This is a genomic window from Pelatocladus sp. BLCC-F211 (genome assembly GCF_041928655.1).
GTDB lineage: Bacteria > Cyanobacteriota > Cyanobacteriia > Cyanobacteriales > Nostocaceae > Pelatocladus.
This window is the reverse complement of record NZ_JBHFLM010000078.1, coordinates 104737-120041: the sequence shown is the minus strand read 5'-3', so window position 1 is coordinate 120041 and position 15305 is coordinate 104737. Positions and strand designations below refer to the sequence as shown.

The window sequence follows — 15305 nt, the reverse complement described above, 5'->3', positions numbered from 1 at the left end:
AACTGTAGTTTTGTAGGTTGGGTGTAGCGACAGCGAAACCCAACATTATAGTCTGGTTAATGTTGGGTTACACTCCGTTCCACCCAACCTACATAATGTCCTTTTTGAAAAACTCCTCTTTTCAAGATGGACGAGGTTTATGCTAAAATTTTTTACAAATAAATAAATACGAAAGTATTCTGCATCCCAGCAATAGGAACCCAGTTTTCCCAACACCAACATCCTTAAGATTTACTTTATAAATAGTCTCTAACTCTGTAGCTAGAAACCGATCAGATTTCGCAAAATTTTTGAGCTTCTGAATAGAGGGGGCTATCGATAGGAATTTCTTGAGCTATTGAACACGCCTCTTGGGATTTCTCTTCTTTTTCTAACTTATTAGCGTATGCCAAGCGACATTCATTTAATATTTCTTGTACTTTCTCGTAGATTTTTTCATGCGGGGCAACTTTTTTTGATTTGGCAATACAGTCCTCGTACTTTAATTGCTTTTTTAAAATGATGATCTCATTTAAACTTTGGCGAGGTAAATACAGATTAAAGTATGTATAGATCCCACCAAATATAGCTATTGTAATCAAGCCAATTATACCGAAAATTGGTAACAAACTTAAAGGAAGTTTACGAGTTTTTTTGGTTTCTCTAGGTTGGAAGATAGTTTCTTCTCGAATTTCTTTTGCAAAAGAATTAGACGAAGGTCGAGGTTGGATAATTGTTGCTTCTGGGTTTGCTACTGGGGGGGGTTGCAAGGGTCGAGAGATAGTTTCTTCTGCCTGACTTGCTGGTAGGGTTGGTAACTGGCGATCAAGAGTTTCTAGATCAGAGCCTTGTGTTGCTAAGGGACGCGGTTGTGCAATAGTTGTCTCTGGAATGCTTGCACCAGTACCTGTAACTGCTCGTTTAGTCGCAGATTGCAGTGCTTCGTTCAGTTCTGCTACCGATGCAAAGCGCCGAGCAGGTTCTTTTTCCAAACACCTCATCACAACTGCTTCCACTTCTGGTGACAATTGTTTACAACCTGGTTGCGATCGCAGTGACTTGGGAGGCTTAGAGGTATGAGCTACAATCCAGGAGGCTTCACTCATGTTGTGACCCTGCATACTGAAGCCAAAGGGGTCTGCTCCTGTCAGCATTTCGTAGATAATCACGCCTAAACTATAAATATCTGCCCTCGCATCTAAGTTTTGGTCTCCCATCATCTGTTCAGGAGCTGCGTAACGAAATGTACCTAAAAATGTACTGGTGAGACTTGTTTGTTCGGTATGTTCATAGCGGATCTTAGCAATACCAAAATCGACTATTTTTACCCACTCACCTAAATCTGTACTCACAAGAAAAATATTATCTGGCTTGAGATCACGATGAACTACCTCTTGAATATGCTCCCCACTGGGCAAATTGACCCCTTGATGAGCTAGTTGCAAACCGTTACAAACCTGGCTGATAATTTTGGCGGTTCGCTCCACAGAAAGTCTTTGTTCACGTCTAAGGAGTTTTCCCAAGGTTTCACCTTGCAGATACTCCATGATATAAAATGGATACCCTTCGGGAGTTACTCCACAATCGCTGACCTTAACAATATGTTCACTGGGAAGAGCAGCACAAATTGCGATTTCACGCTTAAAGCGTTTTCTCATTTCTGTTGATTCTACCAAGGTATCTTTGAGTAATTTCAAAGCCACCTGCCGACCAACACGGGTATCCGTCGCCAAGAAAACATCTCCCATACCACCTCCCCCCAATCGCTGATCCAAACGATATCGCTGGTTATCACCGACAAAGCGACCAATCCAAGGATGGGAGTGAGAAGGGGAACTCATTTGGTAAGACCTGAATTAAATATCCAAAAGTTGAAGTATTATGTTATTTCTGCACCGATACAATTTCGTCATTCAAAAATTTTCCACAGATGCAATAGCAATAATATACTACTAATATCAAGTCCGGCTAATTGCTTACGAAATAAAGCTTAGTAATTGAGTTTATGTGATTAGTTTTTCCCATTACCGATTACCCATTACCGACCTCTAACGAATAATACAAGCTTTCAAGCAGACATGATATAACTTTTTTGCACCCTATTATCTGAGAAACTACAACCCCAGATCATGAAAATTCCTGAGTGCAAAGATTACAAAATAACATTGCGAAATATTGAAATTTATTTCTAATACTAATTCTAGACTCTTAGTTAATTTACAAAACACCCTTTCACTAATCATAATAGCCCTGAGTGATTATTTTATTCTGAAATCATGTCTAAATTTTTGAAAAATCTTTTGTTTGAAGTGAATGATTAATGCTATTACCAACGGGGAAAGAGGATGAGTAATGCCCTATCCATAGTAGCCGTAACAGCGGTAATTAAAGACGTGCTGGAAAATGGGCTGGTAAGTGATGCGATCGCTACTAGTGTTGGTGATGTAATTGTAACTGCTCTCCCACCTGACCGCATTTCTGTAGGCAGTGATGAACGAGCGCAAATCAATCTCTTTCTCTATCAGGTGACGCAGAATCGCAATGCTGACTGGTTATCGCGGGAGTTTCGTAAGCAAAACTTGCGTTCGCGAAGCGACTGTGAAAGAGTAACAATAGCTGATTCGCGTTCTGTTAACCCACCATTGGCTTTGGATCTACACTATTTACTCACGGCTTACGGTGCCAAAGATTTTGAGGCAGAATTACTGCTGGGGTATGCTATGCAGTTATTGCATAAAATGCCTGTTTTGGGACGAGATGTGATTGCAACGGCTTTAAAAAATGCATCCAAAATTAGTGGCGCGAGTGTGTTATCACAAGCTCTATCATCTGTGTCTGTGTCTAAGTTAGCAGAGCAAATCGGTCAAATTCAAATTTGCTCGGAATTTTTTAACATGGAAGAAACTTCCAAGTTGTGGTCTGCCTTACAAACCCATTATCGCCCTTCAACTGCTTATCGAGCATCAATGGTGTTAATTGAGAGCAGCCAACCTTACCACTCTGAAGGTTTCTACATAGTCCCCTTGGCACAACCGCAGATTGAAAATGTTACCACTTCCACACCAGAACAACCGATTACATTAAGTAATAATTTATTAATTCGTGGTAAGTATTTACGCGGCGAAGTAACACGTCTGAGATTGGGTAAAAAGGAAGTATTGCTCAAGTCTGAAAATGTGAGAGAAACCCAAATTAGTCTGCAAATACCTCCAGACTTGTACGCAGGAGTGCAGGAGGTACAAGTGGTACATCAGAGAATGAAAAATGTTACCATGTCCTATGAATTAGTAGAATCAAACGTGGCGGCGTTTGTTCTACATCCAGAAATCACAGCAGCAGTTACCGACATCCAAGGTAGTGACAATGACTTATGCTCCGCAAAAATTACTATTAAATTCAATCCCAAAGTGGGCAAGTCACAGCGGGTTGTTTTACTACTAAATGAAGTATCAAAACCACATAAAATAACTTATATTTATTCAGTAATATCACTGAGCAAAGATTCAGACTCAATTACTGTTGATGTTAAGAATATTCAACCAGGAAGCTATCTGGTACGAGTACAGGTAGATGGAGCAGAAAGTCCACTGCACTTAAATCAGTCCGGAGAATATGATTCGCCGCAGGTAACAATACCATGAATCCTTCCACAATTAAGATTAACCGCAGTTGGGATGAGGCTAATCTGCACTACTTATCAGCAGCCGTGGATATGGTACGTAGTCGGTTAGAAAGATACACTTCCCCATACCCGAACCAAGAGGAGTTAGAAGCACAACAAAAGGCACATCAGCAAGCTTTAGAATCACCATCAGCATTAGAGCAACTCTGCAAACTCTTTGGTTTATCCAGCTTTGAACGGGATATACTGCTGTTGTGTGTAGCGATGGAATTTAGAGGTGACTTTGCTGGTTTGTGTGCTGTTGCCCAAGGGGATGCCCAACGCAGCTATCCGACCTTTAGTTTAGCCCTAGCGGTATTGTCCAACCCTCATTGGCAAGCGATCGCACCCCATGCACCTCTACGTCATTGGCGACTGATTGAAATTGGCTCAGGACAAGCCCTTACCCTTAGTCCCCTGAAGATTGACGAACGGATTTTACATTATTTGCTCGGTACTGCATATCTAGATGAACGACTTGCCAGTATGGTAGAACCGCTAGCAGTGGCGGAAGATTTAGTACCATCACATCAAATCTTGGCAGAGCAAATAGCAGCAGTGTGGACGCAGACATCAACAACCGCAATGTTACCTGTAGTACAGTTATGTGGTGCTGAGTCTGCCAGCAAAAAAGCGATCGCCGCCAGGGTTTGTGAAATGCTGGATCTGAGCTTGAGTGTGATGCCTATGCAGGTATTGCCATCGACAATTGGGGATTTAGATACTTTTATTCGCTTGTGGCATCGAGAAGCGATTTTGAGTAAAACTGCTTTACTGGTGGACTGTGAGCAAATGGATGCCGATATTGCCCGGACTAGTGCGATCGCTCGTTTGCTCCAATCCACAAATAGCTTTTTCTTGATCGCCAGTCGAGAACGACTGCGAGTAGGGCAACATCCAGTAGTGAGTTTTGAGGTTGGTAAACCCAATTTTCACGAGCAAAATCAAATCTGGCAGCAGATATTGGTGCAAGTAGCACCAGAGTTAAATGGGCAGGTAAAAAGGCTAGTCTCGCAATTTAATCTCAGCCCAGCGACTATTCGCGCTGCTTGTGCCGAAGCCGCAGGACATTTGTATCTCGGACACAAGCAGGATTTAGGGAATATTTTATGGGATGCTTGTCGAATGCAAGCACATCCCCGCTTAGATGAACTGGCTCAACACATTCCACCCGCAGCCGATTGGGAAGACTTGGTATTACCAGAACCCCAGAGAGAGATTCTCCGGGAAATTGCTGCCCATGTGCGGCAACGGGTGACAGTGTATGAAACATGGGGATTTGCGGCGAAAAACTCTCGCGGTTTGGGCATTAGCGCCCTGTTTGCGGGTGCTAGCGGTACGGGTAAAACTTTAGCAGCAGAAGTGTTAGCGCAGGAATTACGGCTCGACCTGTATCGGATTGATTTGTCGTCCGTGGTGAGTAAGTATATTGGGGAGACGGAGAAGAATTTACGCCGGGTATTTGATGCAGCAGAAGATGGGGGGGCAATTCTCCTGTTTGACGAAGCCGATGCTTTATTTGGCAAACGCAGCGAAGTCAAAGATAGCCGCGATCGCTATGCCAATATTGAGGTCAGTTACTTGTTGCAACGGATGGAATCCTACCCCGGCTTGGCAATTCTCACCACTAACCTCAAGAGTGCCATTGATACAGCTTTCCTCCGTAGAATCCGCTTTGTCGTCCAGTTTCCCTTCCCCGACGCTACCCAACGTGAAGAGATTTGGCGACGGATTTTCCCCACGAATACACCGACAGAAGCATTGGATTATACCAATTTGGCACGTTTGAATGTTGCCGGGGGGAATATTCGCAATATTGCCTTGAATGCAGCTTTTCTGGCTGCTGATGCGGGGGAAGCAGTGCAGATGAAACACCTGTTGCGTGCAGCGCAGACAGAATATGGGAAGTTGGAGAAGTCGTTGACAGAGGCAGAAGTTGGCGGGTGGGTGTGATTCCAATTCAGGTACTTACTGTTAATTGAGCTAAACGCTTTAAGACACACAGAACTTGATACAAATCATTTCCTGGATTGAATAAATCGAAGATTCTAGATACTGCATACTGACATCTTTCCCCTTTCACCAATTTGAGAAACCGAAAATTGCTACCATTAAGAATCAAGCCATAGGTCGGTCGCTGAGGATGAGGATTGGCTAACATATAGCTCAATAATTGTGACCTACCGACTTCTAGAGAAAAAGCAGCTTGTTTAGACTCAATGACTACTACCCAAAATTGCTGGCACACAGCTAAAACATCAATCTGTCCCTTGATTGTGAAACCTTCGTCTTCTTGAGAAATTTCGATGGATTTTTCTGACCTGATGCGAAAGGGAGGAAGATAGAAGCCAGCTAAATCTAACAGGGGAGATAGGACTACCATTTTGACGGTATTTTCTAACAGTGGTGGTTCTTGCAGTAAATTAGAATAACTTGCTTTAACTCGGTCTAATCTGTGTTTTTCTTGTTCGGTAATTTCGGGTAGTTCATCTTGCCATTCTCGAAAAAATTGTTCATCTTCAACTAACTCAAGACCAAATTTTTCCGTTAGTTCGTGTAAAGTTATTTCTCTAGCTGGTAATATTTGAACCATGATTTTCAAGTTCCTATCGTCAATATAAGGAATATTTGGCTCTTTTGATCTGTAACGCACCATTACTGTTTGTTTTTGTGCGTATTACAATTATCCAACATACATCTCAACGAAAGCTTCTTGTTCAAGTTTGTATAGTTCAGTAATTAAATTCTGAATTCGGAGTGTAATATATTCCCTTACCTCACTCCATTCTCTCTCATCGCTCTCATCTTTCAAAGTGTCTGCCTGAGACATTTCTAAAAAGAATTGCTTTAACTTTTCTAATTCCTCAATAACATATGGCACATCATCTTTTTCTAAAGGTATACCTGTTTGAAATAAAGGAACCCATTGTAAGTTCAACTTTGAGCTGGCGGGTTGCCAGTATTCTCTGAAAATTTCCTCGGTTGATACTGGAATAAGACATTCTGACTTCTCGGCATTTGCATATTTGATGAACAAGCTGACTGACATAACTAGAATCTCCAATCAAGGTTTTACGCCATATTTAACAGAGAAAGACCAGTTGGGATATTTCGACTGCAACTTTGCTAAGGATTGATTTACTGCGGCTTCTAAATCTGGATTAGCCGCTGCATCAATCCAAAATTCAAGCTTTTGAATACCCTGAACTTCACCTAAAGAAGGAACTGTAGCCGCGGTGGTTGATTTGTATCCCACCAAGGTATTTTACCCTGCTTGATTAGGTTCGGGTCTTTAATAGCCTGCTCAACCTCACCAAGGCGTTTCTGTAAATTCTCCAAGTTTCCTTGAATCTCAGCCAAATACTCTGGCTCACCTCCTGCAAATTGCTTGAGCAAGCGTTGCTGGGCATCAATCTCTACCTCAATTTTTGTCTTGTAGAGTTGGAGTTGTTGTTCGGTTTCCAGTTTGCCCCAATTGCTAAGGTTAGATTCGGAAAGCTTTGCCAGTTTTGCTCCCATTTCCTTATCCGCAGCCTGGGCAATATGAACGGCTTCTTCCCGCATTGCTAAGGGATTACCCGTTTCCTTGAAGAACACTTCAGCAATTAACTCACCGTCTTTGCCTTGCTTGAATGTTGTGACGGCATCACCAGATTTGCTGCCAAATTTTTCAATAAATTCTTCAGGCTTAAGAACATTTACAGACAGCTCTTTGAATTTCTCTGCCATTTTCTCATCAGGCAATGCCGATAAAAGCAACTTACGCAACGCCGTTCGATCAGGTGAAGTCTTACCAGCTTGCCCTGCTGCCTTGAGGATGGCACTTTCCTCAACACCTGATGCTTTAGCGAGCTTAGACGATTCAGAAGCGATTACCTCAGCAGCCCCAGCACCTGCCTTAACAACACGAACTGCCTTAATGACATCAACGTAGCTTAATCCAACTCCCACCCAGGCAACTACCAGCCATGCCCATTGCCCTTCTAGGTCTGCTGGCACCAGCGCTTTGTCTTTGTTGATGTCAGTATTTGCGGCAGCCTTATCAGTAAAATACTTATCAGTCATCCGGGCAGCATCAGCGACACCCACACCCAACGCACCTACGGCAAATGCCACACCCGCAGGCCCTCCCACTGCGGTTGCTGCAATTGATAAACCGATTTGTAAGGCTGCTAGGGCAATTGTGATTGCTGTATCAATTTTCTTTTCCTGTTTTGCTTTATCTGTAGCCCACTGCTGACGTTCAGCATCCGTGATTCCAAGTCCTGCCAGAGTTGTTTTAACAATTGAGTCAAGTGCCCATAGATTGAGGTCGCCACTAGTAACATTTTTACGAGTTTCCTCAATATCCTGAAGAACTTGCCCAGAGGCACTACCGAGCATCTTTGCCTGATCAGCATCGTTTAGCTTATTAAACTCGGCTGGATTAACTTGTGAGAGTAGCGGGTACTCCAGCAGGATCGTCTTGCGCTGTAGTTCTAACTCAGAAACTTTCTTACTAGCTTCTTCTAGCTCTCGTTTGGCTTTGTCATTAAATTCTTCATTGAATGGGACAGGATGTTCAACTGCTGCACTGAGGTTGGATTGTTTTGCCTTCCAAGTGGTAAGTTCCTTGTCAACCTCCTCTAACTCCTTAGCAGCTTTGTGAATAATCTTGGCATCCTTGGTGGGCAGTCCTTCTGCCATTTCCTGCTGTTTCGTTTTGGCTTCTTGCTGCGATCGATCAAGCATAGCGATCACTGTGTCACGCATTGCAAGCTCAAACTGCTTCAGGAATTTTTCCTTTCCAGTGATCTTGCCCAACCCCTCCCCAAAGGCTTCCTTATGGGCATCAAATGGGTTCTCTCCAGATTTGAGCGCATCTTGTTGCTCCATCCAGGATTTATAGTCATTCTCACCTCCGTACTGGTGGGGTAAAATGGCTGTACCATCTTCTGTAATTAAAGCTAAAACGCCAGCTACTCCCATCACATCGGAAATGTTACTGCCATGAAACATCCGGGTGCCTGAATAGGTAAAGCTATAAATCAGTGATGAATAGGTGACAGGGTAAACAATAAATTTTCCATCTTCCTCAAACACAGCTGCTGCTTTTCCCATGCCTCTGGCGTAAGCGATCGCTCCCTCACGGGTAGCAAAGTCTTCCTTTTCGCGCTTACCTGCTATTAATGGAGTCTTTGACCAAACACCCCAAGTACCAATCTGTTGATTTTCATGCTTTCCATTTTCAGTTTCTGAACCTGGTGGAGGGGGATTTGGCTTGTTCACTCCTGCTGCTGGTGCTGGAGATTGACATTGAATATCAAACTCAGCTTTTTTATGCTCTATGTTGGCATTGGGTAGAATTTGACGCTGAATTTCATCCACCACAAAGTTAGTCTGTAATTTTTCTAACTCTGATTGTTTCTCTTTTGGTATTTCCTCCAACTCCATCCCTGCTTCCGATTCACTGCCAATTTTCTCCTTCTTCTCTTCCGGCGCTACATCTTGACGCTGCACAGACTGAGTTTGACTGGTGACATTTGACTTTTGACTACCACTTGATGGGGTATTAATCCGATTGACGACTGTTGCAGCTACTCGATCTGCTTCCTGCTCATATTTATCTCCTGGCTGGCCAATAGTCAGCTTGGCTTGAATTGGTAGGGGTGAGGTTCCTTCTGGTGGACGGACAGGAATATTTTTCCCTTTATGCCCAAACTGCTTTGCTCTCTGGTAATTTTCCCATAATTCCAGTTGTTTCTGGTCTACTGTGCCATCAGATGTAATGTAACGCTGAACAGCAACTTCTGATTCACTACCAATTATTTCCTTCCCCTCTGCTGCTGGACGGACAGGAATATTTTCCCCTTTATGCCCAAACTGCTTTGCTTGCTGGTAATCTTCCCATAATTCAGCCTGTGGCGCTGGGGGAGACTGTTGTGATTGTGTCTGCACTAAAGAAGAACGAGGCTGGAGAGAACTCGCTTCAAATGTACTGTTGGAATGCTGACCTTTTTTAGTGTGAGTATGCTGGAAATCACCCATGACCAGCCTCGCAATTCTAGGGTAATCAATTCATTATTTTGGCATCAACGTTAACTATGATTTATTAGACTTTAGTCGAGACTTTAGGCGATATTTCCCTGGAGAGCGGCTGTTAATAATTGCTGTTTTTTCTGGAACTGGCGAAGCGATCGCACCCACATTCCACCCCCCAAAGACTCAAACATCAATCAGGGACTTCTTTTTGACTACCTGGTGCTTTAATTTTTTCTTCCGCATCACCCCTGTCTCCCAGACGCACGCCTACACGCTCATAATGCCAGTATTCTGGGCTTTTGCTGTAATCTTTGACTGGTCGATGCAATCCAAACAACAGCGCGATCGCATCAATAATTGGATCGTAATAGTTAAAGACAAAGGGGAAGGTGACATCGTATGCTTCTCCACCACAGTGATTGCTGATACCACCTGGTCTAATATTCGGTCTTCTTCTGGGATCACTGGTTGCGTATCCTTCCGCACAAATGGCTGTAGCTAATGGTTGTTTACTATTGCGAATTTCGGCAATCACAGCATTGATTTCCTGCTGTTGATTCTTGCTACTATCATTTTCCAGAGTGGTTTTTAGCCTTTTTACTTGATCAGCAGTTGCCCACTCGTTACCATCACCATCTCTGCCATTAATTTCTACTAATTGACGGGCAAATTTTAATTTGTTGTCGGTAGATTCCAGTGCGCCACTTCTGGGAGCTAATGTCCATCTCATGGCATTATGGTGTGCTTTCTTGGAGGATCTAGCACCATAGCCACCTGTGGGAGTTCCGGAAATTAATTGGGAGTGATACAGGAATTTATAGAACAAATCCAGTCTTCTAATCAAATCCTCATTTAGCTTCATTTCTCCATCTTCCCTTGCCCGTTTGTCAACTAGCAATTCTGGTTTGGAGGGTTTATTGGGATTGTGTAAAAATTCTTGTGCTTTTTGAATCAATTGCTGTTGATTGGGTGTAAACTCTTTGCTACTAAGTAATGCCTTGACTTTCTCGCTATACACTGTTTCTAAGGCTGTCAAAACCTTGGCATATTTTTCGGGATTTTTCTTCAGATTATCAAATCGGCTACCTACTACCAGTTGTTGTTCAATCATCCGGGAACCAAGAACTTTGAGATTTGGTTGAGCAATCCAGAACTCGTTACCATCAAAGTCCATGACTCTTGCATAAGCCTGTTTTTTCTTTTTCGTTTTGCCTTTGATTGTGGTTTCTGTAATAGAAATTCGCGTCCCCAAAATTACAACTTCGATCTGCTGATTTACTGTTCCTGCCGCTTCCCAGATATCAGGTTTCAGCTTGATACTTCCTTTTTTTACCACCCCAAAATTTTGGTCTAGTGCTTTGGCTTCTGCAACTGTCACAAAGCTTTTTTTCGCTTGAGTATCTTGCTCATATCCAGGCTTTTTACTCTTTTTGGTCGTCAGTTCTTTTCCCTGGTTTTCTTGTTCACCAAAGGTGGTAGCATAGGTCAAGTCGAACTTGTCTAAATTAGATTTTGCTGTCCAACCAAAAACTTTGGGTGTCGTAGAGACTTTCTCCGGTAAAACTTCCCGTACCATCACATATTTAGTTTTGCCTTGCTGTTTTGTCTGTAGTACCTCTACTTGAGTACCCAGGGGAATGATTTCTTGAGTTGGCTGCAAATCTGGTGGAGGGGTACGCAGCAAAGCTTGAGCATCTGTAACTGTCAAAATGTCCTGAGTTTTTAGGGGTTGGCTAACATTTGGCTGCCGTTGAACTTGTTTCAGTCCATGACTCTGCTGCACTACATGAGTTAATTCATGTGCTAATAACTCCTGTCCCTGCTGACTCCCAGGATTATATTCCCCCTGCTTAAAAAAGATATCCTGCCCGGTAGTAAAAGCACGAGCCTGTATAGATTGATTCAAATTATCCGAGTTGCCGTCCGTGTGAACCCTGACACCGCTAAAATCAGTTCCAAACGCCTGCTCCATCGGTTGGCGCACCTGATCAGCAATTGTCTGTCCCCCACCACGTGCCTGTTGAATGGAAGTTTCCAAATCTGCGATCGCCGTCATTTTATCATGAGACTGGCGCTGTACTACAGACTGCATTTGTAATTGAGTTGCACCAGTTTCTAACTTCGTCTGGAGTTCTTCTTCCGGTATCTCCTCAGTAGTACCAGCTTGGGGTTCAGCCTCTAATTTTTCCTCTTCTTCCCCAATTTCCTGACGTTGAAGAATAGCACCCTCTAAGGATTTTGTCTGTAATCTTTCTTCCTCTTCTTCCGGAACAGTAGCAGTTTCTGATTCAGGGTTAATTTGTTCTGGTTCCTCTTCTGGTAACTCCTGACGCTGCACGGACTTGGGTTCCCGTTGCTCAACCTCTGGGGCATTCATGCGACTGACTACAGATGCGGCTACCCGATCCGCTTCCTGCTCATACTCATCCCCTGGTTGGTTAATTGTCAGTTTAGCTTGAATTGCTGGTGTTTTTTGGGGATCGTGGACGGGAATATTTTCCCCTTTATGTCCAAAGCGCTTTGCTCTTTGGTAATTTTCCCATAATTCTGCCTTTGACTGTGGCTGGGCTGAAGACTGCTCTGGTTTTGCCTGCACCACAAAAGCACGACGTTGGAGAGTATCTGGCACTAAGGTAGTTTCTTTCTGGGCATCTTTGGAGTGAATGTGCAATCTTTCCCGCATAACCAGCCTCCAGTTTCAACAGCAGTCAATTATTTTTTTAGTATTAATTCTTACTTTTATTCTAATAACGGCGATGAGATGCAAGTTGAAAAATATACGCTACTTTACTACTGCTTTCAACTAATTCGCTCTAGTAGTATCTTAATGAAAGCGCAGTTCGGTGATCTTGGTAGCCCCATACCAGGCGTGCTTCTTTCGCGTTCTCTCCACGTATTCGTCCAGGTGTCGGGACAGGAATTCATTGAGTGACCCGGTGACATCTTCTCCGCCCTTATAGATCTGGTCTAGCCACAGGATTTTACTGTCCGATGTCACCAGTATGAATCCAGAGTGGATGTTGCGGAAGTCCACCGCGAAGTACGCCGGTTGACCAATCCTCACCAGACTCATCACAAAGCCCTCGGGATTCCCCTGAAGACTCAGCTTCTCCAACATTGTGTAGCTGCGACCAACCTTCGGGTAGTGGAACCAACGTGACCTTTTGGCTATCCCCTTCTCCTTGAGCAATGCGACAAGGTCGGAGACAGTGGCACCCCTTGCGATTTCTTTCAGATTGCGGTACCGCTCGACCTCGCCAAGGGTGGTCAAGGGTTTGACGTTCCGACCTGCATCTATGAGGAGAAGAAGGTGCAGGTAACAGCCCGACGTGCCCGGTGGGATATCGTACACACGACTAGCCCCCCGGATGCGGACTTCTCGAGCATCCCCCTGTACCGTTTGATTACCGGAAACTGATGAGATATTAATCCGTTTTACTACTTGTGCTGCTACTGTATCTGCTTCCCGTTCGTATTTATTCCTAGGAGTACTAATGTTTAGTTTGGGTTGTACTGGCTGCGATATCGCAATATTTTTCTTGTAGCGTGGATCGGACGGGGGAATTCTTTCCCTCTTCTTACCCTTTTGGACAAGAAGAAACTCGGCAGGTATGCCAGCAATCCCAGTTCCTCCAGCATTTTTTTTAAATAGCTGGTTGACAAAATCGTTTTTTTGTTCTTCTGGCCAATTTTCTGCTTCTGGAGGCAAGTAACCATTCTTTATCATCCAACTAACAACCTCACTCTTTGTCCTACGACCCTTAATTTTTGAGCCATAGCTCAAATTTGTGAATTCGATTTTTGTTTTAGGTGCAGTTACAGTGGCTTGTCCTCCAAAAAGTTGACGAAGCGCCTCCACAGCCTTTTGATTCTGTCCAAGATTACATCCTTTAACAATAATTTGTGTTTGTATGTCCGATGATCGAGCAACGTTTGTAGATGCCATACGTGTCAATATATCGGTGCTTTCTAGCCAGTTTTTAGAAAGTACAGCTTCTATTTTATTTGGCGTAATCCATGTATTAGGATCGTTGTCATTTATGGGAAAAAAAAGTTGCCCTTTTTCATTAGCATGTGAAACGATTACTATCTGACCAATTTTTTTACTGGACGACAACATTTGGCTATTTATTTCTTGCAAAATATTACCCAAGCTACTTGCTTGGACAATTTTATGAGTACTTTTGTAGTATGTGTCGGCAAACCATTTGCCCATCTGGGAATAACCACCACTGCCCATTATGAAGCAAAAGTTAAGTCGTTTAGGATTTGGTCGTTGATAAGGGGTTTTCTTGTTCTTGTCTTCACTCTGTAATTTTTTACGCTGAATATTACCATTCTGCTGCACTACATGAGTCAATTCATGCGCCAATAACTCCTGTCCTTGTTGACTCTCTGGATTATATTCCCCCCGCTTAAAAAAGATATCCTGCCCAGTAGTAAAAGCACGAGCCTGTATAGATTTATTCAACTTATGCGATGTTGCATCAGTGTGAACCCTGACACCGCTAAAATTATTCCCAAATGCCTTTTCCATCGGTTGGCGCACCTCATCGGCAATTGTCTGTCCACTACCCCGCGCCTGTTGGATGGAATTTTCTAAATCTGCCGTAGCAGTCATTTTACCATCAGACTGCATTTGTAATTGAGTTGCACCAGTTTCTAACTTCGTCTGGAGTTCTTCTTCTTTTTCTTCCGGTATCTCCTGAGTAACACCAGCTTCGGCTTCCCCTGCTAATTTTTCCTCTTCTTCCCCGGTTTCCTGACGTTGAATGCCACCTTCTAAAGATTTTGTCTGTAATGTTTCTTCCTCTTCTTCTGGAACAGTCGTAGCTTCTGATTCAGTGCTAGTTTCTTCCGTTTTCTCTTCTGCTAACTCTTGACGTTGCACAGACTTAGCTTCAGGTGGCTTCTCAACATCCGGAGCATTAATGCGATTTACTACTGTTGCAGCTACCTTATTTGCTTCCTGCTTGTACTTATCCCCTGGTTGGTTAATTGTCAGTTTAGGTTGAATTGGTGGTGTTTTCTCTGGATTGCGGACAGGAATATTTTCCCCTTTATGCCCAAACCGCTTTGCCCTTTCGTAATTTGCCCACAACTCGGCTTTTTTCTCCTCTGAAACAGTGGGTAGCATTTTCCGCCAAATGTTATCTGTCTCTAACTTAGGCTGTAACTTTTCTGACTCTGCTTGCGGTGTTTCCTCCAACTCCATCCCCGCTTCCGCTTCAGTGCCAATTTTTTCCTTCTCCTCGGGTGCTACATCCTGACGCTGCACAGACTGGGGTTGACTCAAATTTACCAATCCAGGGCTATTAATGCGATTTACTACTGCTGCGGCTACCTGATCGGCTTCCTGCTCGTACTCATCTCCTGGTTGGTTAATTGTCAGTTTAGCTTGAATGGCTGGTATTTTATCCGGATTATGGACGGGAATATTTTCCCCTTTATGCCCCAACTGCTTTGCTCTCTGGTAATTTTCCCACAACTGGGACTTGGTTGCTGGGGGAGACTGTTGTGGTTGTGTCTGCACTACAAAGGGACGACGCTGGAGAGTATCTGGCACTAAGTTAAAGTTAGTATCTTTCTGGGGAGCTTTGGAGTGAATGTGCAATTTTTCCCGCATAGCCAGCCTCCAAATTCA

At 43.5% G+C, this 15305-nt stretch carries 8 protein-coding genes; 2 read left to right on the top strand and 6 right to left on the bottom strand.

Annotated elements, in window-relative coordinates:
* Positions 1-272 precede the first annotated feature (272 nt).
* The gene (locus ACE1AT_RS09680; RefSeq protein ID WP_374867678.1) at positions 273-1820 is read right to left on the bottom strand and encodes a serine/threonine protein kinase; all 1548 of its coding nucleotides are present in this window, start codon (positions 1818-1820) and stop codon (positions 273-275) included.
* A 504-nt stretch (positions 1821-2324) separates the two neighbouring features.
* Here ACE1AT_RS09680 and ACE1AT_RS09675 point away from each other — a divergent pair.
* Together ACE1AT_RS09675 and ACE1AT_RS09670 are read left to right on the top strand one after the other, a co-directional pair.
* Complete coding sequence (locus tag ACE1AT_RS09675) at positions 2325-3620, top strand: DUF4255 domain-containing protein (protein WP_374867676.1); 1296 nt, start codon at positions 2325-2327, stop codon at positions 3618-3620.
* The gene (locus ACE1AT_RS09670) at positions 3617-5593 is read left to right on the top strand and encodes an ATP-binding protein (RefSeq protein ID WP_374867674.1); all 1977 of its coding nucleotides are present in this window, start codon (positions 3617-3619) and stop codon (positions 5591-5593) included. The genes ACE1AT_RS09675 and ACE1AT_RS09670 overlap by 4 nt, the downstream gene beginning before the upstream one ends.
* 7 nt (positions 5594-5600) lie before the next feature.
* On the opposite strand, the gene ACE1AT_RS09665 is transcribed toward ACE1AT_RS09670, so the two are convergent.
* From ACE1AT_RS09665 to ACE1AT_RS09645, 5 genes are all read right to left on the bottom strand, one after another.
* Complete coding sequence (locus ACE1AT_RS09665) at positions 5601-6233, bottom strand: restriction endonuclease subunit R (protein ID WP_374867672.1); 633 nt, start codon at positions 6231-6233, stop codon at positions 5601-5603.
* Positions 6234-6323: 90 nt separating this feature from the next.
* Entirely contained in the window at positions 6324-6689 is a 366-nt protein-coding gene (locus ACE1AT_RS09660; RefSeq protein WP_374867670.1) for a hypothetical protein, read from the bottom strand.
* A gap of 164 nt (positions 6690-6853) precedes the next feature.
* A complete protein-coding gene (locus tag ACE1AT_RS09655; protein WP_374867668.1) occupies positions 6854-9667 on the bottom strand; it encodes a hypothetical protein in 2814 nt (937 codons plus the stop codon).
* A gap of 184 nt (positions 9668-9851) precedes the next feature.
* Positions 9852-12344 (bottom strand): DUF4157 domain-containing protein, encoded by a 2493-nt coding sequence (locus tag ACE1AT_RS09650; RefSeq protein ID WP_374867666.1) that lies wholly within the window; start codon positions 12342-12344, stop codon positions 9852-9854.
* 141 nt (positions 12345-12485) lie between these two features.
* Positions 12486-15287 (bottom strand): DUF4157 domain-containing protein, encoded by a 2802-nt coding sequence (locus ACE1AT_RS09645; RefSeq protein WP_374867664.1) that lies wholly within the window; start codon positions 15285-15287, stop codon positions 12486-12488.
* Between the last annotated feature and the right edge of the window lie 18 nt (positions 15288-15305).

What these genes read in the sequence shown, in the direction of transcription:
- ACE1AT_RS09680 (WP_374867678.1), bottom strand. Translation starts at nt 1,820, where the DNA reads ATGAGTTCCCCTTCTCACTCCCATCCTTGGATTGGTCGCTTTGTCGGT.
- ACE1AT_RS09675 (WP_374867676.1), top strand. Translation starts at nt 2,325, where the DNA reads ATGAGTAATGCCCTATCCATAGTAGCCGTAACAGCGGTAATTAAAGAC.
- ACE1AT_RS09670 (WP_374867674.1), top strand. Translation starts at nt 3,617, where the DNA reads ATGAATCCTTCCACAATTAAGATTAACCGCAGTTGGGATGAGGCTAAT.
- ACE1AT_RS09665 (WP_374867672.1), bottom strand. Translation starts at nt 6,233, where the DNA reads ATGGTTCAAATATTACCAGCTAGAGAAATAACTTTACACGAACTAACG.
- ACE1AT_RS09660 (WP_374867670.1), bottom strand. Translation starts at nt 6,689, where the DNA reads ATGTCAGTCAGCTTGTTCATCAAATATGCAAATGCCGAGAAGTCAGAA.
- ACE1AT_RS09655 (WP_374867668.1), bottom strand. Translation starts at nt 9,667, where the DNA reads ATGGGTGATTTCCAGCATACTCACACTAAAAAAGGTCAGCATTCCAAC.
- ACE1AT_RS09650 (WP_374867666.1), bottom strand. Translation starts at nt 12,344, where the DNA reads ATGCGGGAAAGATTGCACATTCACTCCAAAGATGCCCAGAAAGAAACT.
- ACE1AT_RS09645 (WP_374867664.1), bottom strand. Translation starts at nt 15,287, where the DNA reads ATGCGGGAAAAATTGCACATTCACTCCAAAGCTCCCCAGAAAGATACT.